Origin of the sequence: Claveliimonas sp. (assembly GCF_037273965.1) — a bacterium.
GTDB lineage: Bacteria > Bacillota > Clostridia > Lachnospirales > Lachnospiraceae > Claveliimonas > Claveliimonas bilis.
In genome coordinates, this window is the sequence record NZ_JAYAZJ010000079.1 from 1 (window position 1) to 21,279 (window position 21,279).

Sequence of the window (21,279 nt, forward strand, 5' to 3'; positions counted from 1 at the left end):
CCAACACTGTCTTTCTTTTGAGGACTCATTTTCTAAACTTAATGACATTGCTTTTAAACTTTGTTACGTCCCCATCTGCAGAAAGGAGCCAATATGAACCATCCTATCTTTATCATTGCCGGAGCCGCTATCATGGATGTTCTTGCGCGACCGGTCGATCCTTCTGTCTTTCGGACCGGTTCCATACCGGCGAAGGGGATTACGATGCGCACCGGAGGCGATGCCATGAATGAGGCCAAGGCACTCTCTTCTCTTGGCAATCCGGTCCGTCTGATCAGCAAGCTTGGCCGGGACACCGCCGGGGATACGATCATGGCGGAATGCGCCATGTCCCACATTGACACGAGCTGCATCCGCCGTTCCGGTGATATCCCTACAAGTGTGAATATTGTTCTTGTGGACGATCAGGGGGAACGTCATTTCATCACTTCACCCCGGGGCACCCTTCGGAATCTGTACCCGGAAGACATTCCTGACAGTGCTTTGGAAGGAAGTAAATTTTTCTGTTTTGCCAGTATTTTTGTATCTCCTTTTTTTGACAACGCCGCCCTCACGGATCTGTTCCGAAGAGTCAAAGATCAGAAAATGACCTTATGTGCCGATATGACCAAGTGTAAAAACAAGGAGACACTTGCAGATATGAAGGAGTGCCTTTCTCTTCTTGACTATGTCTTTCCCAACTATGAGGAAGCCGCACTTCTTACCGGCGAGACGGACCTTGACGATATTGCGGATGCTTTTCTTCAATGCGGAGTGAAACATGTTGTTATTAAAAACGGTTCCCGGGGCTGTTTTATCAAAACCAATCAGGAACGCTGGGAAATACCGGCATATTCCGGTGCGAAATGCATTGATACAACCGGAGCCGGCGATACATTTACCGCATGTTTTCTCCATGCATTAGGCAAAAATTTTTCCCTCCCCGACTGCGGCCGTTTTGCAAATGCCGGAGCTTCCATCTGCATTGAAAACCTGGGAGCCTGCGGCGCCGGGAACGATATAAACGTTATTTTAAAAAGAGCAGGACTTGAGGAATGATTCCCAGGTCCTGCCCTTCTATTACCGCCTTTATTCTCTTACAAGAACTTTCTCGATTTCCGCCATATACATCACATGATAGTCTTTCTGCGGATACCAGGTTTCTTTGCTTTTTTCGTCCACAAAACACTCCGGAAGCATTTCCTGCACATAGAGTTTTCTGCAGACAAAGATCATTTCCGCCTCGGAAACAGCAACTGCTTTTCCGCCTTCTACTTCGACACAGCAGGGCATAAGACCCGCCGTCTCCCATTTATCTGCCACATCTCTTCCAGAAACAGAACCGCAGATTTTAAGAGCCTCTCTTTTCTCTTCCGTCAAAAAGGAAAGGGTGAATCTGTCATTTGTATCTACAAATTCTTTTGTGTATCTCTGGGGGCGGATATAGGCAGTTGCAACCGGTTTCCCCCACATAAATCCAACGCCTCCCCAGCTTGCTGTCATTGTATTGGATTTCTCCTGTTCTCCTGCTGTGATCAGCATCCACTGTTTGCTGATCTTATCAAAGGGGTTAAACTGCAGCGTATGGATATCTACTTCTTTAAAGGCCATATTTTTTCCTCCTCTTTGTCTCTGTTTCTCTTAGTACCAGCGCACCATTGGGAAATCATTGTCAATTCCATTTGTCGACACAATCTGGTGCAGGTCAATCATTCCATTTATGAGGATTATTTTTTATTTTCCCGATAAAAAATCTCTTATTTCATCACAATTTTACGGAAGTTTTTCTTTCCCTTTTTCAGCACAATACCTGCTTTAAATGCATCCTCTGTGAACACTTCATGGATGTTTTCCACTTTTTCGCCATCCACGGAAACGCCGCCTTGCTGCACTGCACGTCTTGCCTCTGATATAGAAGGAACCAGCCCGCTCTTTACAAGCATTGTGAGGATATCGATGCATCCGTCTTCCATATCCTCTTCCGTAAGCTCTGTAGTCGGCATCTGTGCCGCTGCACCCTGGCTGAACAAAGCTCTTGCAGACGCCTGTGCTTTTTCTGCTTCTTCCTCGCCATGCACCAGTTTGGTAAGCTCGTAAGCAAGGATCTCTTTTGCAGTATTTAACTGTGCGCCTTCCCAGGAATCCATCTTGTCAATCTCTTCCAGCGGAAGGAATGTCAGCATACGGATACATTTCAGTACGTCTGCATCTGCCACATTTCTCCAGTACTGATAGAAATCAAACGGAGAGGTCTTTTCCGGATCAAGCCATACTGCGCCGCTCTGTGTTTTTCCCATCTTCTTTCCCTCGGAGTTCAGAAGAAGTGTAATGGTCATAGCGCATGCATTTTTACCCAGCTTACGGCGGATCAATTCAGTTCCTCCCAGCATGTTGCTCCACTGGTCGTCCCCGCCGAACTGCATGTTGCAGCCGTATTTCTGGAACAGTTCATAGAAATCATAGCTCTGCATGATCATATAGTTAAACTCCAGGAAACTTAATCCCTTTTCCATTCTCTGTTTATAACATTCTGCCGCAAGCATACGGTTTACGGAAAAATGCGGTCCCACTTCCCTGAGAAGATCAATATAATTCAGATCCAGAAGCCAGTCTGCATTGTTTACCATCAAAGCCTTTCCGTCAGAGAAATCAATGAAACGGCTCATCTGCTTCTTAAAGCAGTCGCAGTTGTGCTGGATCTGCTCCGGCGTCATCATGGAGCGCATATCGGATCTTCCCGAAGGATCGCCAATGTAGCCTGTTCCTCCTCCGATCAGGGCGATCGGTCTGTTTCCAGCTTCCTGGAGACGTTTCATCAGACAAAGCGCCATAAAATGTCCTACGTGGAGGCTGTCTGCTGTAGGGTCAAATCCAATATAAAAGGTTGCTTTTCCATTGTTGATCAGTTCTCTTATCTCTTCTTCATCTGTCACCTGGGCAATCAGTCCTCTTGCCTGCAGTTCTTCATAAATTCCCATTTTTCTTCTCCTTTTTTCTGATTCTTTTTTGACTCATTCTGCTTTGATCTCTGATACATGAAAGGCCTGCGCATTCTGTCCGGAGCGTTTTATTCAGTAGGGAACGAAGATTCCTATTAAATAAAAAAGCCCCTACTGTTTTTCAACAGTAAGGGCGAATTGCTCGCGGTACCACCTTATTTCACCGCTGCCTCACAGCAGACGGCCTTTCAAGGCTGCGTTCTCTTTTACAGCCTGTGCATGATAACGTATGCCACTTACGTCGCATCCTACTTTCTTTTGACCTTTCCTTTGGCCTTTTCCGATTTCAGTGCGAAGCTCCAAGATGTATTCACATCCGACTCCTTCATGCGCCTCTCATCCGCCGGCAGCTTTCTGTCTGGGTGTTTCGAATGCTACTTCTTCTTTTCAAAGCCTTTTTATATTTGTCGTTTCTCTGTCTGCAATCCTAACGTATTTGTATATATTTGTCAAGCACAATATGAAGTAAAATCTCCTTTACCTGTGATACGGACAGGCCTTTTTCAGGCACTGCTGATTTTCCTCCGAAAAAGTGCAGACGATTTCTGCCGGGCAGTCCATTTCCACCCCAAGTTCCTTTGCCGTCATCTCCGCCGCTTTTCGGATCGCCGTAAATGTATCCCGCTTGCAGCACCTGGGGCCTCCAAGCTCCCCGATGGCCTCCAGCGCCTTGGCCGTTGTCCGGTTTGCCAGCCCCCAGGAGCGTCCCGCAAGAGGCGTGGCTCCCGTTACAATACTCATATAGATCCCTGTGCTGACTCCTGCTCCGCAGCATCCCCAGAACCCGCACACGCCTCCCGGTATCTGGCTGCCTCTTTCTTTCATCTCTTCCAGGGCCTCTTTTAAGTCGATATCTCCGCCGCTGTTGCGGTATGCCGTAAGAAGAACCGCTCCCACCATGACATGATGTTCCGGCCCATGCATGTAAATATAAGGATCTTCCATGATCCTCCGGGCAATTTCCACCGGATTTTTCGAATCCGTCTTTTGGCAGATTTCCATAATGACCTCAATGCCTTTTTTAGCATGGCAGGCATCGCATACATAGTGTCCCTTCTCACAGGAAGCATGGGAGAGTTCCTTTTTTCCACAGAAAACACATTCCATCTCCACTGCTTTCGGATAATAAGTCAGATTTTCTCCGCATACCAGACAGGCGCCTCTTTTTCTCTCACTCATTGTCGTATTCCCTCTTTTTCGCTTTTATTACACAGCTTGCCTTTCTAACATTTTCCCGTCTTTTATAACTGCTTTCAGATTCAGATCCTGATCAAGGAGCAGCATATTGGCCTTTTTCCCCACGGAAATAGATCCGTATTTATCATAGACTCCAAGGCTTTTGGCCGGATTTACTGTGGCGCATCCGATAGCTGTCTCCAGAGGAATCTCCATCTTTTTAACTGCCGTCCGCACACAGTCCATCAGATTAGTGGCAGATCCTGCCAGAGATCCATCCGATACAAGGGTTGCGCGGTTCCCCTTCACATCCACGTCCAACCCTCCCAGTGTGTATCTGCCGTCCGGCATACCGGTGGCTCTCATACTGTCGCTGATGAAAATGATCCGTTCTTCTCCAAGCATTTTAAAGGTTGTACGCACCACTGCCGGGTGAATATGCACCCCGTCGCAGATCAGTTCCGCCATCACATGAGAGCTGTCCGCCACAGCCCCTACAACGCCCGGCGCCCGGTGAGAAAAGGCCGGCATGGCATTGTACAGATGAACCGCATGACATGCCCCTTTGTCGTACGCTGCCTTTGCAGAGTCATAATCCGCATTGGTATGAGCCAGGGAAACATGGACTTCGTCTTTTACCTCTTCCACAAATTCCAGCGCTCCTTCTTTTTCCGGCGCGATCCCGATATATTTCACAAGTCCTTCTGCCGCATTCTGGAAACGCCGGAACATGCCGGCATCACACCTGCAAATATTCCTTGCATCCTGGGCCCCTTTCTTTTCTTCACTGATAAACGGTCCTTCCATATTCACGCCCAAGAGGTCGGCCCCTCCATGAGCGCCTTTCCGATATCCTGCCGCTGTGGCAAGAATGTGCTCCAGCTCCTCTGCCGGAAGCGTCATAGTGGCCGGGCAAATGGCCGTCACACCTACAGACGCCTCGTATTCCGCGATCTTCTCTATTGCCTCTATTGTGCCGTCACAGAAATCATAGCCTTTGCAGCCGTGGAAATGGATGTCAATGAATCCGGGAACCGCAAAGCAGCCCTCTCCATCTATCACTTTCCCTTCCGGCAAATTTTCGCCTTCCGCAAAAATCCCTCTGTCTTCATCTATAAAAATTTCTCCTTCTTCAAATCGTTTGTCTTCTCCGTATACTTTTACATTTTTAATGTGCATGATCTTTTTCGCTCCTTTCCCTGCTCTTCCCGGACAAATTCCCTTTCCGGGGCGGACAATGCTTTATGCAAAGATTGTAACATTTACCGTCAACAAAAGCAATTTCCAGCATTGTGGATTGTTATGCTTTTTGTTATAGTAAAGTTGTAATCATACAAATCGGAGGAAACAATGAACGGGGAAATTTATAATAATTACGTAGAAATTTTAAGAACAGAACTCATACCTGCTCTTGGATGTACGGAGCCGATCGCTCTTGCCTATGCTTCCGCAAAGGCAGTAGAAGTCCTTGGAGATTTTCCGGAAAGTATAAAGGCTCTGTGCAGCGGTAATATCATCAAGAATGTAAAAGGAGTAAAGGTTCCCAATTCCGGAGGGTTAAAAGGGGTAGAAGCCGCCGTCATCCTGGGAGCGCTGGGCGGAGATGCAGGTCGTAAACTGGAAGTGCTGGAAACCGTTTCTGAAACAGACCGCATAAAGACAAAGGAACTTCTGAAATCTCATTTCTGTACCTGTCTCTTAAAAGAAGGGGTGCCCAACCTTTTCATCGAGATCCAAGCTCTCAAAGGAACAGACAGGTCAGTTGTACGTATAGAAAACAGCCACACCTGCATTACTTTGATCGAACGGAACGGAGAAGTGATCTATCAGGGAGACGCCGATCCTGTGAAAGCACAGGTGGACAAGTCTCTTTTAAACCTAAAAGACATTATTGCTTTTGCGAAAGAAGTAGATCTGGGTGAAGTCCGGGAAGTTCTGGAACGGCAGATTGCGTATAATACAGCCATTTCGGATGAAGGTCTGGAACATGAGTGGGGCGCCGGGATCGGCCGTATGATCCTTGAAGAGTTCGGAGACGACGTCAAATGGAGATCCATTTCGCGGGCTGCCGCCGGATCTGACGCCAGAATGAGCGGCTGCTCCCTTCCTGTTATTATTATCTCAGGTTCCGGCAATCAGGGAATGACCTGTTCCCTTCCTGTGATCGAATACGCGAAGGGCACCGGAAAATCTCAGGAGCAGCTCCTTCGCGCTCTTTGCATTTCCAACCTGGTTGCCCAGGATCAGAAACGTTATATCGGTCCTCTTTCCGCCTACTGTGGCGCTGTCTGTGCGGCTGCCGGAGCAGGGGCAGGCATCACCTATCTGTGCGGCGGTACACAGGAACAAATTGAAAATACAGTGATCAATACCATCGTAAATGTGGGAGGGATCACCTGCGACGGCGCAAAACCAAGCTGTGCCGCTAAAATTTCCTCCTCTCTTCAGGCAGCGTTTCTCGGTCACAAAATGGCAATGAAAGGCATCCGCTTTGAAGCAGGCGAAGGTCTTGCCATGGAAACGGCAGAGGACACCGTAAAGGCCATCGGATATATGGGACGGGAAGGCATGCGTCAGACCGATGTGGAAATCCTGAATCTCATGATCGGAAAAACTGATCTTTCCTGTATTTAAAAATCACAATTACAATGAAGAGAGCAGGTCACCTAAAAACCTGCTCTCTTATATTTTCTGCTTCTTCCGGCACATAGATGCCTTTTACGCAGATGCTTTTTACGGCACGGTTACGGTGCGCACCGCCACCTGTCTGACAAAGTCATAATCGTGCTCCACCAGCAGCATTGTTGGATGATATTTTCTGATCAGTTCTATGATCTGCTGCCGGGAAAAAATATCAATATAGTTCATTGGTTCATCCCAAATATAAAGATGGGCCTGCTCACATAAACTTTTTGCAATAAGAACCTTCTTTTTCTGTCCCATGCTGTAATCTTCCAGTCTTTTTTCAAACTGCATTCTTGAAAAATCCATCTTCCGAAGCAGCGCAAGAAAAGTAGATTCGGGAAGATCATATCTGTCCGCGTATTCCTTTAAGGTTCCTTCCAGTCCTGACGGCGTCTGGGGAACATAGGAAATAATAAGTCCTGCCGCTGTTTCTATTTTCCCTTCCTTCTTCAGCTCATCCCGGCTTTCTTCCTTCTCTTGTCCTTTCAAGCCGGCGTCTTCTTTCCATCCTGTAGCCTCCAGCACTGCCTTTAAAATACTGGATTTCCCGCATCCGTTAGGCCCCTGCAGGAGAATCCGCTCATTCTGGCAGATCTTTAAATCCCATCCTCTGCACACTTCATGGTTCCCATAGGCCAGAGTCACATCTTCCATGGCAACAAGACATTGCTTATGATGGGTGAGAGGATAAAGCTTCAGCTCTTCTGTATGCTCCACATTTTTCAGGAGCTTTTTCTTTTCCTCTGCCGCAGCATTTCTCCGGTTTTCTATACTTTTTGAACGTTTCATCATTTTTGCCGCCTTATGTCCGATCGCTCCCCGGTCAGGGCGCAGTCCCGCTATTTTGCTGCCTGTCTTTGTCCGCTCCACCGCATCTGACCAGCCTTCCGTCCGTCTGGCCGCCTCCTCCAGGCGTCGGATATCCTTTTTCAATTTTTCATTTTCTGCCTGCTGGGAAACGTCTCTTTTCTCTTTCTCTGACTGCCATGTAGAAAAATTCCCACGGGTTATTTCTATATTTTCCGGGTTAATGGCAAGAATGTGATCCACACATCCGTCCAGGAAATGTCTGTCGTGAGACACCAGGATAAATCCCTTTTTTCTCTTTAAATACTGCATGACCTGCTCTCTTGCCCCCATATCCAGATGATTGGTAGGTTCATCGATCAAAAGAAAATGATTATCCCTTGAAAACAGAACTGCCAGCATGACCTTCGTCTGTTCTCCGCCACTCAGCGAATCAAACGGACGGTACAGCACTTCACTGTCCACATCGAGAAAGGACAGTTCCCGGCATATTTTCCAAAGCTCATAGTACGGATCCAGCTCCTTGGCTATCACGATCGTATCCTGCCCTGGATCCGTGATCTCAAAAGGAAAATAATCCATTCCCCCGGCTCCTGTTATGGTTCCTGTATATTCGTATTTTCCCTCTAATATGTGAAGAAGCGTTGTTTTACCCCTTCCATTCCTGCCGGTCAGTCCCAGCTTCCAGTTTGTATCGATCTGGAAGGAGACGTCTTCAAAGACCGGCTCTATCCCTCCCTCATAGCAAAAGGAAAGATGATTTACACTTATCAAAGACATATCCGCATTCCTCCTTTTTCCAGGTGCATGACAGCAGAAAAAATACCGGGAACAAAGTTTCCTGTCAAATAAAAAAAGACACGGAACAATTTCCATGTCTTCCTTCTTTTCCATTTGCCTTTTTATGCTGCGCCGTATCATTCCATACGCAGTTTCTTTTCCGGATTCCAGGATCTTCTTCTCTGCATGCACACACCATTTATCATTGCGATCATTGTGCGCCAAATATGAAATTCATATTTATCTGCAGAAATTCTTCATCCTTTCATCTCCTCTTCTATATCAGATTCATTCCTTTTACATGATCGACTGCATCTTTGCAGCCAACTGCTGTCTCTATTAACCTACCACAGTATCCGGAGCATGTCAATCTGTATTCTTATTCTCTAATTCTTCACTACCCGGCTGTTTCTGTAAACGGACAAAAGAAGTCCTGTGTAAATGTAGGTCACTGTCATATTAGTCCCTCCGATCGTACAAAACGGCATATAACCCTGACCTGACGGCAAAAGCCCCAGATTGCTTCCCAGATACCAGATGATCTGAACCGCAACAAAGCTTACGCATCCCAGCCCTATCAGAAATCCCAGACGATTTTTTTGCCGGAAAACCGCCAGAAAGAGAAAGACAAGAAAAAGGACTGCCAAAACAGTAAGCAGCGTAACCGGAGCCATCCCAAAACGATAAAACAAATAAAGCCACAGAAAATCGCCCCGCACATCAAACCTTGTCCACTCAAGTTCGCTTCCGGTAAGATCCACTCCCGCCTTATCCATTGCCGCAAGACTCTGAACATTTTCACGCACCGTCTGACTGTATTCCATTGGGATGAAATGATTCCCTGTATACCAGGCAAGCAAAAGAGCGCCAACTGCCGTCAGAAAGATAAGTCCCAGAAAAATCCGGATTTGTTTTTTGTCTTTCTTCTGATTTTGTTTCTGGAAAAACCAGCCTTTCCACACTGTCACACAGAGCATTGTCCCGCAGATTCCAAACACAACCGGAGCATATATATGGTTCTGAAACGGAAGCAGAAAAAGAATGCCAATCACAAGCAGCCATCCTGCACTTTTGGCAATTCCTTTTTCTTTGCTTCCCCTGCCGCTCCACAGCATTCCGGCAAAGGCAGGCAGAAGAAGGCAGTCGATCAGCGCTCCATAAGAGTAAATTCCCCCATTGATCCATATTCCCCTGTACCACATCACGTTTACCGCATAAGTGAATACCTCCAGACCAAGAACCGCCAGCCATATCCTGCCCGCATATCTCCCGATCAGGCTGTAATCCATAAAACAAAGCAGGATCATAATTACAAAACCTGCTGCCGAATATCTTACCTGCCTCCAGACTTCTGCCGCTTTATATGCAGAATCGGGCTGCTGATAAGTCATCCACTGAAGAAGCAGCCCAACTGCTGCCAACAGAAACGCAACTGCCAGAAGCTTCCAGTCCATTCTGGGGCGATGGACGTGATTCAGACTCATTCCGGTTTCTTCCGGATCTCCCATCTGCCGCACTGCTTCCTCCTCCGCTTCTTTTTCAGTCATTCCCTCTGCCATGCAGTCGATCTTCTGATCTTCAATATGATCCCTAAGTTCCTTTTCTATCATGGGCCATGCTCTTTGACACCGGATCTGTTCTGAAACTGTCATGAGATAATCATGCATATTCATATACTGCACCTCCCAGTACATTTGCAACTGCACGGGAATACTCCTTCCACTCTTTCGTTTTTTCCTTCAGCTGTTTTTTTCCCTCCTTTGTGATCCGGTAGTACTTTCTCACCTTTCCCCCTATTTCACTTTCATAGGACTCCAACGCCCCTTTTTCTTCCAGAGAATGCAGAAGCGGGTACAGGGTACCTGCTTTCAGCTCAAAAACATTTTCAGACCGCTCCCGAAGAGTTTCTATCATTTCATATCCATACATTTCCTTTTCTTCGAGAAGCTTTAAGATCAGCATAGCCGTACTTCCTGATAAAAGACTTTTTTCCACAGCCATAGTTTCCTCCTTGTATAGATTATCGATATATCGGTTATCTATATAATATATAGATGTCCGATATATGTCAAGACAAATTCGTAAAGTTTCATACAAAAGAAAGCCACCCAAACTATAGAAGCAAAATATCCATAGTTTGAGCGGTCCTTCTTTTCTACTCTAAATTCAGGTTATTCTTTTTCCTTACCCCGTCATTCTTCTATAAAAGTCCTCCGATCGACAAAAACAGCGGTGCAAATACCAGTGATACAATGGTCATTAATTTAATTAAAATATTGATGGACGGTCCGGATGTATCTTTAAAAGGATCCCCCACGGTATCTCCAACAACTGCCGCTTTATGGGCATCGCTTCCCTTGCCTCCATGGTTACCGTCCTCGATATACTTTTTCGCATTATCCCAGGCGCCTCCTGCATTGGACATAAATACCGCCATCATCACTCCGGTTACAAGAGATCCTGCCAGCAGACCTCCAAGCGCGTCCGGTCCTAAGACAATACCGATCAAAAGAGGCGCCGCTACTGCCATCACTCCGGGAACCAGCATTTCCTTTAATGCTGCTGTTGTGGAAATCGCTACACAGGACTTGTAATCCGGCCGCTGTGTTCCTTCCATGATTCCCGGCATAGCTGCAAACTGTCTCCGCACTTCCTCGATCATCTGATAGGCAGCCTTGGAGACCGATTCCATCGTCATTGCTGAAAACAGAAACGGAAGCATGCCTCCAATAAAAAGTCCTATGATCACACGGTTATTTAAAAGATCGATCTGTGTCAGCTGGACAGCTTCTGCATAAGATACAAATAAGGCCAGCGCCGTCAGGGCTGCAGAACCGATCGCAAATCCTTTGCCGATGGCTGCCGTCGTATTGCCCACTGCATCCAATTTATCTGTGATCTTCCTTACTTCCGGCTCCAGTCCGGACATTTCTGCAATTCCTCCTGCATTGTCGGCGATCGGTCCATAAGCGTCCACTGCAACGGTAATGGCTGTAGTGGAAAGCATACCTACAGCGGCAAGAGCAATTCCATAAAGACCACTGAACTGATAAGCGGCAAAAATTCCCACACAGATCAGAAGGATCGGTGCTGCCGTCGATTTCATTCCCACGGCAAGGCCGCTGATAATAGTGGTAGCGGAACCCGTTTCCGACTGTGCTGCGATTTCTTTTACTGATTTGTAATCTCCTGATGTATATATTTCAGTGATGATACCGATCACCAGACCAACGATCAATCCGGCTACAATAGAAATCGCTTCATTCATGCCCCCAAACATGAACCAGCTGAATACAAACGCAGCGATCACCACAAAAATACTGGAAACGTATGTACCCATCTTCAACGCCTTATGTGGATTGGAATTTTCATCTCCTCGCACAAAAAAGCTTCCCAGTATAGACGCCAAAAGTCCCAGTCCGGCTATGATCAGCGGATAGGCTGCACCTGCTATCTGATAATAGACAACTCCAAGTGTAAGAGCTGAGATCAATGCTCCTACATAAGATTCAAATAAATCCGCTCCCATGCCGGCAACATCTCCTACATTGTCACCTACATTATCTGCAATGACTGCCGGGTTTCTCGGATCATCCTCCGGGATGCCGGCCTCTACTTTTCCCACCAGGTCAGCTCCCACATCCGCAGCCTTTGTGTAAATGCCTCCGCCCACACGAGCAAACAATGCAATCGAAGAAGCGCCGAGACTGAATCCGGACAGGATCTCTACATTTTCCGTCAATGCATAGATCAAACCCACCCCCAGCACTCCAAATCCAGCCACGCACATCCCCATAACAGCGCCGCCGGAAAATGCAATGGATAAGGCTTTATTCATCCCGCTGTTTCTTGCAGCATTTGCCGTTCTGACATTAGCCCGTGTAGCCACCTGCATTCCGCAGTACCCGGCAAGGGTGGAAAACAAAGCTCCGCAGACAAAGCATACTGCCGTGATCCAGTTGCCGATTCCCAGGCCGATCAGCACAAATAAAATGAGTACAAAAAATACGAGAATCTTGTACTCTGCCATGAGGAAAGCTCTGGCCCCTTCACTGATGGCCGATGCGATTTCCTTCATGCGCTGAGTTCCTTCTTCCTGCCTTGACACCTTTGCTGCCAGATAGGCCGCAAAAATTAATGCCAGAATGCCGAAGAACGGAACCACCTTCAACAATCCTTCCATACAAAATACCTCCGTTCTCTTTTTTCGTACATTCATTCTAACATTAATTTCTATCAATTACTATATTTCTATTGTATTTTCTGTGTTTTTCATTTATACATTTGAATTAGCACATTATTTTTCAGATTCTCCGTAAAGTATTTTAACCAAAACCAGTCCCTGGGGCGGAGCTGTCACTCCCGCTTCCGTCCTTTTTCTCATCTGTAAAATCTGCTCTACCTTCTCCGGTTCATAGAATCCCCGTCCTACACGGATCAGGGTCCCGACAATAATACGCACCATATTATAGAGGAATCCATTGCCTTTAATACGGATGACGATCTCTCTTCCGCCAGGGGAAGAATCTTCCTCTGTCCGCTTTTCCTGTATCAGGATCTGCATATCCTCAATGGTACGGACCGTATCTTCCGTGTTGGTCCGTACATTGCAGAAACTTGCAAAATCATGCTCTCCTACGAGGTAGTCTGCCCCCATCCGCATTTTTTCTATATCCAGGGGAAAAGAAACAAAGGCGGCATAGCAGCGCTTCATCGGGTCAGGCACCGGCCCGTTGTAGATATGATACTCATATATTTTGCTGATATTGTCCTGATATCTCGGATGCCAGTCAGCCGGAACTTCTCTGGAATCTGTGATCACAATATCCTCCGGCAGCTTTTGGTTCAAAGCGTAGGCGAACCGCTGCGGCGGTATTGAGGATTCCGTATCAAATACTGCCACATTGCCAAGGGCATGTACGCCGGAATCTGTTCTGCTGGCTCCGATCACTTTGATATCTTCTCCGGTAAGAGCACTGATCTTTTTATTGAGTACCTCTTCCACTGTCAGGCCATTTGGCTGGATCTGCCAGCCACAGTAGTTTGTTCCATCATAGGCGACTGTCAATTTTATTCTTTTCCGCATGTTATCCACATCCTTTTCCACATTTTGGGGATATCTCTTTTTATAAAGGGATGTTTCCAAATCAAAGAAAAACGGAGGCTCTAAAAAACCCCCGTCCCCAGTTTTCCAATACAGAACACTGCCGCAACATAAACGATCACGATAATATAAGCGGCCCGGTCTCTGCCATGATATTTCAGCGGTTTCATTTTTGTACGTCCTTCGCCGCCCCGGTAACACCTTGATTCCATAGCCATGGCAAGGTCATTGGCTCGCCGGAATGCAGACACAAACAGAGGAACCAGTATAGGTATCATACTTTTGGCCCTCTGGATGATATTTCCACTCTCCAGATCTGCGCCTCTGGCAATCTGCGCTTTCATGATCTTATCTGTCTCTTCCAGAAGAATAGGAATGAACCGAAGCGCAATGGACATCATCATAGCAACCTCATGCACCGGAACATGGATCTTATTCAGCGGATGCAGAAGGCTTTCAATCCCGTCTGTCAGCGCATTAGGCGTTGTCGTAAATGTCATAAGGGAAGATCCTGCAATCAGGTATATCAACCGTATCGCCATAAAAACCGCTGTCCGAAGACCTGCTTCCGTTATGGTAAAAATCCAGGCATGAAAAAGTACATCTCCTCCTCTGGTAAGAAAAAGATTGAAAAGCACTGTTATCAGCAAAAGCATAATGATCGGCTTCATGCCTTTCATAATATAGCTGAAAGGAACCTTAGACAAACGGATAATTGTAATCAGAAAGACCGTTGCCACAAGATAGCCCCAAATATTATCAAAAAGGAACAAAGATATCAGATATAAAAGCGTTCCAACCAGTTTCACTCTCGGATCAAGACGATGCAGTACACTCTTGGCCGGATAATATTGTCCTATTGTTATGTCTCGTATCATTCTTTTCTCCCCCGCCTCGCCTGAACTGCCTGCATAATCTCTTCTGCCGCTTCCGCCACTGTCGTTGCCGTCACTTTCACATCAAACCCCTTCTCTTTCAAATCGTGCATGATATAAGTCACCTGGGGCGCTGCCAGACCAATCTGCTCCAATTCCTGATAATGAGAAAAAACCATCTTGGGCCTGTCATTATACAGGACCTGACCTTTATTCATCACGATCAGCCGGTCTGCATATTTTGCAATGTCTTCCATACTGTGGGAGACAAGGATTACTGTCATGTCTCTTTGCTGGTGCAGATACGCGATCTGATCAAGGATCTCATCACGGCCCTTGGGATCCAGCCCCGCTGTCGGCTCATCCAGAACCAACACATTGGGATCCATTGCAAGAACACCTGCAATGGCTGCTCTTCTTTTCTGCCCTCCCGACAGCTCAAAAGGAGAGGATTTATAATATTTTTCCTTTAGTCCTACCAGCTTTAAAGCTTCCCTTGCCTTCTCTTCGCACTCTTCCGGTGAAAATCCCTGGTTTTTGGGACCAAAACATACATCGGACAGAACATCCACTTCAAAAAGCTGATGCTCCGGATACTGAAACACAAGTCCCACCTGGCTCCTAAGCTTCTTCATGTCATAGCCTTCTTTATAGATGTCCTCTCCGTTATAGTAAATCGTTCCGCTGGTTGCCCGGATCAGTCCGTTTAAATGCTGGATCAGTGTCGATTTTCCGGATCCGGTATGACCGATGATCCCTACAAATTCCCCATGAGGAATCTCAAGGCAGATATCTTTAAGCGCCTGTTTTTCGTAAGCAGTTCCGGGACTGTATATATAATTCAGATGTTCTAATTTAATTGACATAGTGCTTCCACCAATTCTTCTTTCTTTAAAATTCCCGCCGGAATATCCAGCCCCTTTTTCCTAAGTTCATCCGCCAGCATGGTAACCTGCGGCACATCCAGGCGGTAATGCTTCAGCATGTCCACCTGTGAGAAAATTTCTTTTGGAGTTCCATTCATCACTACTTTTCCGTGATCCATTACAAAAATCTTATCCGCATATATGACTTCTTCCATATAGTGCGTGATCAGGATTACCGTAACGTTTTTCCGATGACGGAGCGCCCGCACGGTATTTAACACTTCTTTTCTTCCAATCGGATCCAGCATGGCAGTAGGTTCATCCAGCACAACGCATTTTGGTTCCATAGCGATCACACCTGCAATTGCGACTCTCTGCTTCTGTCCGCCGGACAACTTGTTGGGAGAATGATGGCGGTATTCGATCATTCCAACAGCCTTTAAGCTGTCCTCCACACGCTTCCAGATCTCATCTGTGGGAACGCCCAGATTTTCCGGTCCGAATCCCACATCCTCTTCCACCACTGTGCCAATGATCTGATTGTCCGGATTCTGAAATACCATTCCCGCACTTTGACGCACATTCCAGAGTTCTTCCGGATCTTTCGTATCCTTTCCGTCTACCCAGATCGTCCCTCCTGTGGGAACAAGGATCGCATTGATATGTTTTGCCAGTGTTGACTTACCCGAACCGTTGTGACCTAAAATGGCAATAAACTGGCCTTCTTTAATATCCAGATCCACTTCATCGATCGCACGGGAGCTGCCGATCACGTTTCCTTCTTCATCCCGCTTTTCATATTCAAAGACAAGGTCCCTTGTCCTAACCATTTCTTCTGCCATCTTTTTGCCGCTCCCTTTCCGGTCAATTTTACTGTGTCCTATTTTACGTTATTCTTCTATGCCTTCTCCGGTTCCGGATAATCTACGCCCATTGTGTCTACTGTCACCTTTGCCATTCTCTGTACATTAAGAGGTCTGTCACTGTAGTCTGTGTCAGTCTCTGCAATCTTATTTACAATGTCCATTCCCTCTGTGATCTTACCGAACGCCGCATATGCACCGTCCAGGTGAGGTGAAGTTTTGTGCATGATAAAGAACTGGCTTCCTGCAGAGTCCGGATGCATTGCTCTTGCCATGGACAGCACTCCCTCTGTATGCTTCAGATCATTTGCAAAACCATTCTGGCTGAATTCCCCTTTGATATTGTATCCCGGACCGCCCGTTCCGATTCCGTCGGGGCATCCGCCCTGGATCATAAATCCGCTGATCACACGGTGAAAGATCAGACCGTCATAGTATCCTTTCTTCACCAATGAGATAAAGTTATTGACTGTATTAGGAGCAATCTCCGGATACAGCTCTGCTTTCATGATATCTCCGTTTTCCATTTCAATCGTAACGATAGGATTTGCCATATTTTCTTACCTCGTTTCTTTCATCAGATTTCCTGAATATTGTAACATGGGGACAGTGCTTTTTGCAAACTCCTTCATCCCCTATCCTAAAAAGCGGACTCCCTCTTTTCCCCATCTTCAATGGAGTAAAGGATCATCCCTCCTTTTGGCTCTCTCCCGGTTTCCCACAGTTCATCCAGAACAAATGTGGTTGCCTGACCGTAAGTTGCCGCTGTCACCAGCCTTTTCTTCTGATCTCCTTCCATTTTTTCTTCATATCCTACCAGAAGAAACCAGTGCCAGATAAAGTCTCTGAACTGCCCCGTATCTTCGTGGCGCAGCAGAAGATAGGGAATCGGATATCCGGCGTCAATCTGTTTCCTGACCACCGCCCAGGCCTTGTCACAGGAATTTTCCCCTGCAAAAGCCTCCATGCGGATATGTTTTCCCGACTGTTCCACATCCTGAAGATAATCTGTCATCCCGTCTATGTAAAGTTCCAGTTTATCTACGCCGCCTTTTCGTGGTTTCAGATAAGGCTTCATTTTCATACTGAAACTTTTGTAATCTCTCTTTGAAAGGTCATAGGGAGCATAGGGATAAAGATGTTTCATCCCTTTTTCCCGAGCAAAATAGATGCAGCTGTCACATGCTGTAGCAGCGGCGCATCCGCCAATGTGCATCACTACGTTTGTAAACCAGTCCTGGTTCCCTCCGAACTCTCCTTCTATTTCAAAATAATCCAGTTGTTTTTTCATGTCTGACTGCAAACCTCCATCTGCAATATAGCTGATTTCTTCTCTCCATATCAATCCTAAATTTCAATGCTTAATTTTTCCGTCAGAAATCTTTCGGAAATCTTTATAATTTTCCGCCCTATATCTTTAATTCTTTCTTTTACACTATAAGCAGATAAAAAAGAAACGATCATGAAGGGGGTAATGTTATGAAAACTGCTGTAAACCGTATGGAAAACCTGCTTTTATCCATCCGTCCGTCTGCTTCTTTGGAATATCAGAAACACTATTCCTTCCCGTCGCTTGTTCTGATCTTCTTTACCTTTTCCGGTATTGGATGGCTGTGGGAAGTCCTCCTTCATCTTGTGATGGACGGCATGTTCATCAACCGCGGCGTCCTGACCGGTCCGTGGCTGCCGATTTACGGGACCGGTGGAGTCCTGATCCTTCTTGTGCTGAAGAAATGGCAGGACCGTCCGCTCCGTCTTTTCGGCATGACGATGCTGCTGTGCGGCATCATCGAATACTTTTCCGGACTGGCTCTGGAAACTTTATTCCAAGTCCGCTGGTGGAATTATTCGGACATGCTTTTTGAGATCCAGGGAAGAGTCTGCCTGACAGGACTTCTGATCTTCGGCATCGGCGGACTTGCCATCGTATATATCATCGCTCCAAAGCTTGAAGGGATATTTTCCCGCATCCCCCCAAAATACCTCTGCCTTCTCTGCGCGGCTCTTCTTCTTATTTTTGCTGCCGACATTGCCGTATCCTTTCTGCATCCCAATACAGGATTCGGTATTACAACCGCCATCTGACTTTCGACTTTACCGTTGATTTTATCACAGATGTCTTGTCCATGTACAGAGAAAAGAAACTTTAGAGACAGTTATGTCATATGCAGCACTATGAAATGGCCCTTTGTCAACTGATTTTGAAAATTTTCATTTAAAATTCACAGACAAACTGGTATGATGACAGTATAAATCTATGGAACAATTTAATAGAGCAAGCGTTTTATTTTCATGAGAGGGGAAACATATGAGAAAATTTAATAAAAAAACCATTTTCACAGCTCTGTTGGTTTATCTCTATTCCCTCCTTGCCGTTCCTGCCATAAACTTCCGATTAGAGCAGAGCATTTCAGATCCCATAAGTCTTGTCGGTTTCCAGGTCATACATGTCATCATCTCATACATATTGTTCGCTCTTGCGATCGTAACCATAGGCCGGGAGAAGAAACGGTCAGAAACACTATTGTGGGAGATCCTTTTGATCGACCTCCCGTCTGTCTGGATGGCAACCTTATCGATCCAGATATATTTATTCGCTATGTATGCCGGAGTCTCACTCTTAGAAACGAATGCCATGTTTCTGACCCGCATAGGCGCGTTGATGGCAGGCGCCGAGATTTACCGATATATCAGATATATCAAAGACAGGGAACGGAAAACAAAGTCCGAATGATCCGAAATATAAAATATAAAATTCAGGGGAGATCATGCCTTTTCGCAAGGTACGATCTCCCCTTCTTATCATCCTATATTTTATCTTACCTGGATCTGCCCCAATATTTCTCCGATGGGGGCAGCGATACTGAGTTCTGCTCCCACTTCTTTTGCAGTGGCGCTCTTATTGATTACCACCAGATGTTTTCCGTGAAAATAGTCGATAAAGCCTGCCGCCGGGTATACTACCAGGGATGTGCCTCCAATGATCAGCGTATCGGCGCTGCTGATAGCCTCTATGCTTCTCCGGATGGTAGATCCGTCCAGACTCTCCTCATAGAGTACCACATCCGGCTTGATGATCCCGCCGCACTGGCATCTGGGAACTCCCCGGGATTCTTTTACATAGGCTGCGTCATAGAATTTTCCGCATTTCTGGCAGTAATTCCGGTGAACGCTGCCGTGGAGCTCATACACCTTTCGGCTTCCTGCCATCTGATGAAGTCCGTCAATATTCTGGGTGATGACCGCCGCAAGCTTTCCCTTCTCCTCCAGCTCTGCCAGCTTTTTGTGAGCCTGATTCGGCTTCGCCTCAAGACATACCATCTTCTCTTTATAAAAATCATAAAACGCTTCCGTATGACGCACAAAAAAGCTGTGGCTTACGACCTGCTCCGGAGCGTATTTATATTGCTGATGATAAATACCGTCAGCGCTTCTGAAGTCAGGTATTCCGCTTTCTGTAGACACACCTGCCCCTCCAAAAAATACGATCCTTTCGCTGTCATCAATGATTTCCTGCAGCTTTTTTATCTCTTCTTCATACATATTCATCCCTCCCGGAGCCTTATGATTTCTGACTGTACCCCCGGAAAAATTCCGACAATCCGTCCAGGGTCTTCATCAGGACCGGGATCTCATCTTCGCTTAGCTTCGCCAGGATCGCTTCTGTCATCTGGCGATGATAATCTTCGTGGTGCTGATAGGCACGGATACCTTTTTCTGTAAGCTTTACATAGACAACTCGCCGGTCTTTTTCGCTTCTGCTTCTTGAAACATAAGATTTGTTTACAAGGCTGTTCATAGCTGTCGTCAACGATCCTACCGTAATATTCAGTTTTTTTGCGATGGATGACATATTGTTACCTTCCTCTGGGCCGATCGCTTCTATGACATGCATATCATTGTTGGTGAGATCTTTAAATTCTTCTGTAATGATCGCTTTTTCTTCCAACTCCCAGATTTCGTTGATAAGATTCACCAGGATATCGTTGATCGTTTTGTATGCATCCATGAAAAGCCCTCCTTCCTGTAAACATTTCTCTATTTCTATTATACCGGTTCCGGCAGCAAAGAGGCAATGACTTCTTTCACTGTTTCGATCCTTTTTGCCTTATAGGCATATGCTCCGCAAAAGAGAAGAGCCTGTTCCGTCTCTCCTTTTGCCGCGTTGATCAGTGCGTCTGTGATACAATATGGTATCTCCTTTGGGTTGCAGGAATGGAGACACTGATGGCAGGGACTGTGAGGAATTTTTCCTTCCTTTATGACCCTCTCCATAAACGCGTTCCGGATTGCCCTTCCAGGCATTCCCACCGGGCTTTTTACAATGATAATATCCTCTTTTTCCGCTTTTATATAAGCTTCCTTATATCGGATATCCGCATCACATTCTTCTGTGGTTACGAAGCGTGTCGCCACCTGTACGGCGTCTGCTCCCAGCTCAAATGCCCGTTTTACCTGCTCTTTTCCCTCTATTCCGCCTGCAAGGGCTACCGGGATTTTCCGGCCGTATTTTTCTTCAAATTCTCTCACCGCTTCCAGTATATTCCGGATTTCCTCTTCATAGGAATCTTTGCCAAAATGCTCCAGCTGATCTTTGGTAAATCCAAGGTGCCCCCCTGCAAGAGGTCCTTCTATTACCAGAAGATCCGGAATCCTCTGATATTTTCTGTCCCAGTACCTTAAGATAACGCGGGCAGACTTTTCTGTGGAAACAATGGGTGCAAGCAGTACTTTTCTGTCTCTTTTATATTCTGTCTCTGCTTTTTTTGCGATCCTCGGCAGATCCATGGGAAGGCCCGCTCCCGATATGATAAGATCTGCTCCTGCTTTGATCACTTCCCTGACATAGTCCTCATAAAATTTCATAGCCACCATCAGATTGAAGCCGATCACACCATCCGGCGAGATCTTTCGTGCCTTCTCATACTCTGTCGTTATCGCTCTTAGGTTGGCCGCTTTGGGATCCCGGTCAAAATCCGGTTCCCGATATCCAATCTGTGCTGCGGAAATGATTCCGATTCCTCCCTCTTTGGCAACAGCCCCGGCAAGACCGCCAAGGCTGATGCCCACTCCCATTCCTCCCTGGATCACCGGGAGTTTTGCTGTAATCTCTCCCAGCTTTAATGGCTCTATTTTCATATAAAT

General features: G+C 46.4%; 21 protein-coding genes and 1 other annotated feature. Of the genes, 3 read left to right on the plus strand and 18 right to left on the minus strand.

What is annotated here, in order from left to right; translation table 11 throughout:
• The first annotated feature begins 93 nt into the window (after positions 1–93).
• Positions 94–1,038 carry a carbohydrate kinase family protein gene (locus WJ238_RS06980; RefSeq protein WP_337606527.1) on the plus strand — a complete coding sequence of 315 codons (945 nt, stop codon included), beginning with the start codon at positions 94–96 and terminating at the stop codon, positions 1,036–1,038.
• A 30-nt stretch (positions 1,039–1,068) separates the two neighbouring features.
• Here the strand turns inward: WJ238_RS06980 and WJ238_RS06985 are convergent, their stop codons facing one another.
• The 4 genes from WJ238_RS06985 to nagA all read right to left on the minus strand — a co-directional run bounded on the left by WJ238_RS06985 (position 1,069) and on the right by nagA (position 5,333).
• Positions 1,069–1,590 (minus strand): flavin reductase family protein, encoded by a 522-nt coding sequence (locus tag WJ238_RS06985; RefSeq protein ID WP_337606529.1) that lies wholly within the window; start codon positions 1,588–1,590, stop codon positions 1,069–1,071.
• Positions 1,591–1,736: 146 nt separating this feature from the next.
• Positions 1,737–2,957: a tyrosine--tRNA ligase gene (gene tyrS / locus WJ238_RS06990; protein ID WP_337606530.1), complete on the minus strand. Its 1,221-nt coding sequence runs from the start codon at positions 2,955–2,957 to the stop codon at positions 1,737–1,739.
• A 147-nt stretch (positions 2,958–3,104) separates the two neighbouring features.
• Positions 3,105–3,378 (minus strand) — a binding site (T-box leader).
• 77 nt (positions 3,379–3,455) lie between these two features.
• Complete coding sequence (locus WJ238_RS06995) at positions 3,456–4,157, minus strand: DUF5714 domain-containing protein (RefSeq protein ID WP_230105187.1); 702 nt, start codon at positions 4,155–4,157, stop codon at positions 3,456–3,458.
• A 27-nt stretch (positions 4,158–4,184) separates the two neighbouring features.
• Positions 4,185–5,333: an N-acetylglucosamine-6-phosphate deacetylase gene (gene nagA, locus WJ238_RS07000; RefSeq protein WP_230105186.1), complete on the minus strand. Its 1,149-nt coding sequence runs from the start codon at positions 5,331–5,333 to the stop codon at positions 4,185–4,187.
• A gap of 171 nt (positions 5,334–5,504) precedes the next feature.
• Here nagA and WJ238_RS07005 point away from each other — a divergent pair, with 171 nt between their 5' ends.
• On the plus strand, positions 5,505–6,788 hold the full coding sequence (locus WJ238_RS07005) for an L-cysteine desulfidase family protein (RefSeq protein WP_230105185.1): 1,284 nt from the start codon (positions 5,505–5,507) through the stop codon (positions 6,786–6,788).
• Between the two features lie 99 nt (positions 6,789–6,887).
• On the opposite strand, the gene WJ238_RS07010 is transcribed toward WJ238_RS07005, so the two are convergent.
• The 10 genes from WJ238_RS07010 to WJ238_RS07055 form a co-directional block, all read right to left on the minus strand.
• On the minus strand, positions 6,888–8,426 hold the full coding sequence (locus WJ238_RS07010) for an ATP-binding cassette domain-containing protein (RefSeq protein ID WP_230105184.1): 1,539 nt from the start codon (positions 8,424–8,426) through the stop codon (positions 6,888–6,890).
• A 386-nt stretch (positions 8,427–8,812) separates the two neighbouring features.
• Complete coding sequence (locus WJ238_RS07015; protein ID WP_337606532.1) at positions 8,813–10,099, minus strand: permease prefix domain 1-containing protein; 1,287 nt, start codon at positions 10,097–10,099, stop codon at positions 8,813–8,815.
• Positions 10,086–10,427: a PadR family transcriptional regulator gene (locus WJ238_RS07020; RefSeq protein ID WP_230105182.1), complete on the minus strand. Its 342-nt coding sequence runs from the start codon at positions 10,425–10,427 to the stop codon at positions 10,086–10,088. Before WJ238_RS07020 ends, WJ238_RS07015 begins: the two co-directional genes overlap by 14 nt.
• 199 nt (positions 10,428–10,626) lie before the next feature.
• Entirely contained in the window at positions 10,627–12,609 is a 1,983-nt protein-coding gene (locus WJ238_RS07025; RefSeq protein ID WP_230105181.1) for a sodium-translocating pyrophosphatase, read from the minus strand.
• A 114-nt stretch (positions 12,610–12,723) separates the two neighbouring features.
• Positions 12,724–13,512, minus strand: coding sequence for a tRNA pseudouridine(38-40) synthase TruA (gene truA, locus WJ238_RS07030; protein ID WP_230105180.1), 789 nt, complete (start codon positions 13,510–13,512; stop codon positions 12,724–12,726).
• Between the two features lie 80 nt (positions 13,513–13,592).
• Positions 13,593–14,408: an energy-coupling factor transporter transmembrane component T family protein gene (locus WJ238_RS07035; RefSeq protein WP_230105179.1), complete on the minus strand. Its 816-nt coding sequence runs from the start codon at positions 14,406–14,408 to the stop codon at positions 13,593–13,595.
• Positions 14,405–15,271: an energy-coupling factor transporter ATPase gene (locus tag WJ238_RS07040; protein WP_230105178.1), complete on the minus strand. Its 867-nt coding sequence runs from the start codon at positions 15,269–15,271 to the stop codon at positions 14,405–14,407. Before WJ238_RS07040 ends, WJ238_RS07035 begins: the two co-directional genes overlap by 4 nt.
• Entirely contained in the window at positions 15,256–16,101 is an 846-nt protein-coding gene (locus WJ238_RS07045) for an energy-coupling factor transporter ATPase (protein ID WP_337606533.1), read from the minus strand. Before WJ238_RS07045 ends, WJ238_RS07040 begins: the two co-directional genes overlap by 16 nt.
• Positions 16,102–16,169: 68 nt before the next feature.
• On the minus strand, positions 16,170–16,688 hold the full coding sequence (locus WJ238_RS07050) for a peptidylprolyl isomerase (protein WP_230105176.1): 519 nt from the start codon (positions 16,686–16,688) through the stop codon (positions 16,170–16,172).
• A gap of 86 nt (positions 16,689–16,774) precedes the next feature.
• A complete protein-coding gene (locus WJ238_RS07055) occupies positions 16,775–17,425 on the minus strand; it encodes a hypothetical protein (RefSeq protein WP_230105175.1) in 651 nt (216 codons plus the stop codon).
• 188 nt (positions 17,426–17,613) lie between these two features.
• On the opposite strand from WJ238_RS07055, the gene WJ238_RS07060 reads away from it, so the two are divergent.
• Positions 17,614–18,219, plus strand: coding sequence for a putative ABC transporter permease (locus WJ238_RS07060; protein WP_337606534.1), 606 nt, complete (start codon positions 17,614–17,616; stop codon positions 18,217–18,219).
• A gap of 273 nt (positions 18,220–18,492) precedes the next feature.
• On the opposite strand, the gene WJ238_RS07065 is transcribed toward WJ238_RS07060, so the two are convergent.
• The 4 genes from WJ238_RS07065 to WJ238_RS07080 form a co-directional block, all read right to left on the minus strand.
• Positions 18,493–18,771 carry a hypothetical protein gene (locus WJ238_RS07065; RefSeq protein WP_337606535.1) on the minus strand — a complete coding sequence of 93 codons (279 nt, stop codon included), beginning with the start codon at positions 18,769–18,771 and terminating at the stop codon, positions 18,493–18,495.
• Positions 18,772–18,948: 177 nt separating this feature from the next.
• Positions 18,949–19,677 (minus strand): NAD-dependent protein deacylase, encoded by a 729-nt coding sequence (locus WJ238_RS07070; protein ID WP_337606536.1) that lies wholly within the window; start codon positions 19,675–19,677, stop codon positions 18,949–18,951.
• Between the two features lie 19 nt (positions 19,678–19,696).
• Complete coding sequence (locus tag WJ238_RS07075) at positions 19,697–20,143, minus strand: MarR family winged helix-turn-helix transcriptional regulator (protein ID WP_230105171.1); 447 nt, start codon at positions 20,141–20,143, stop codon at positions 19,697–19,699.
• 38 nt (positions 20,144–20,181) lie between these two features.
• Positions 20,182–21,273, minus strand: a complete 1,092-nt coding sequence (locus tag WJ238_RS07080) for an NAD(P)H-dependent flavin oxidoreductase (protein WP_230105170.1) — start codon at positions 21,271–21,273, stop codon at positions 20,182–20,184.
• Positions 21,274–21,279: the final 6 nt, after the last annotated feature.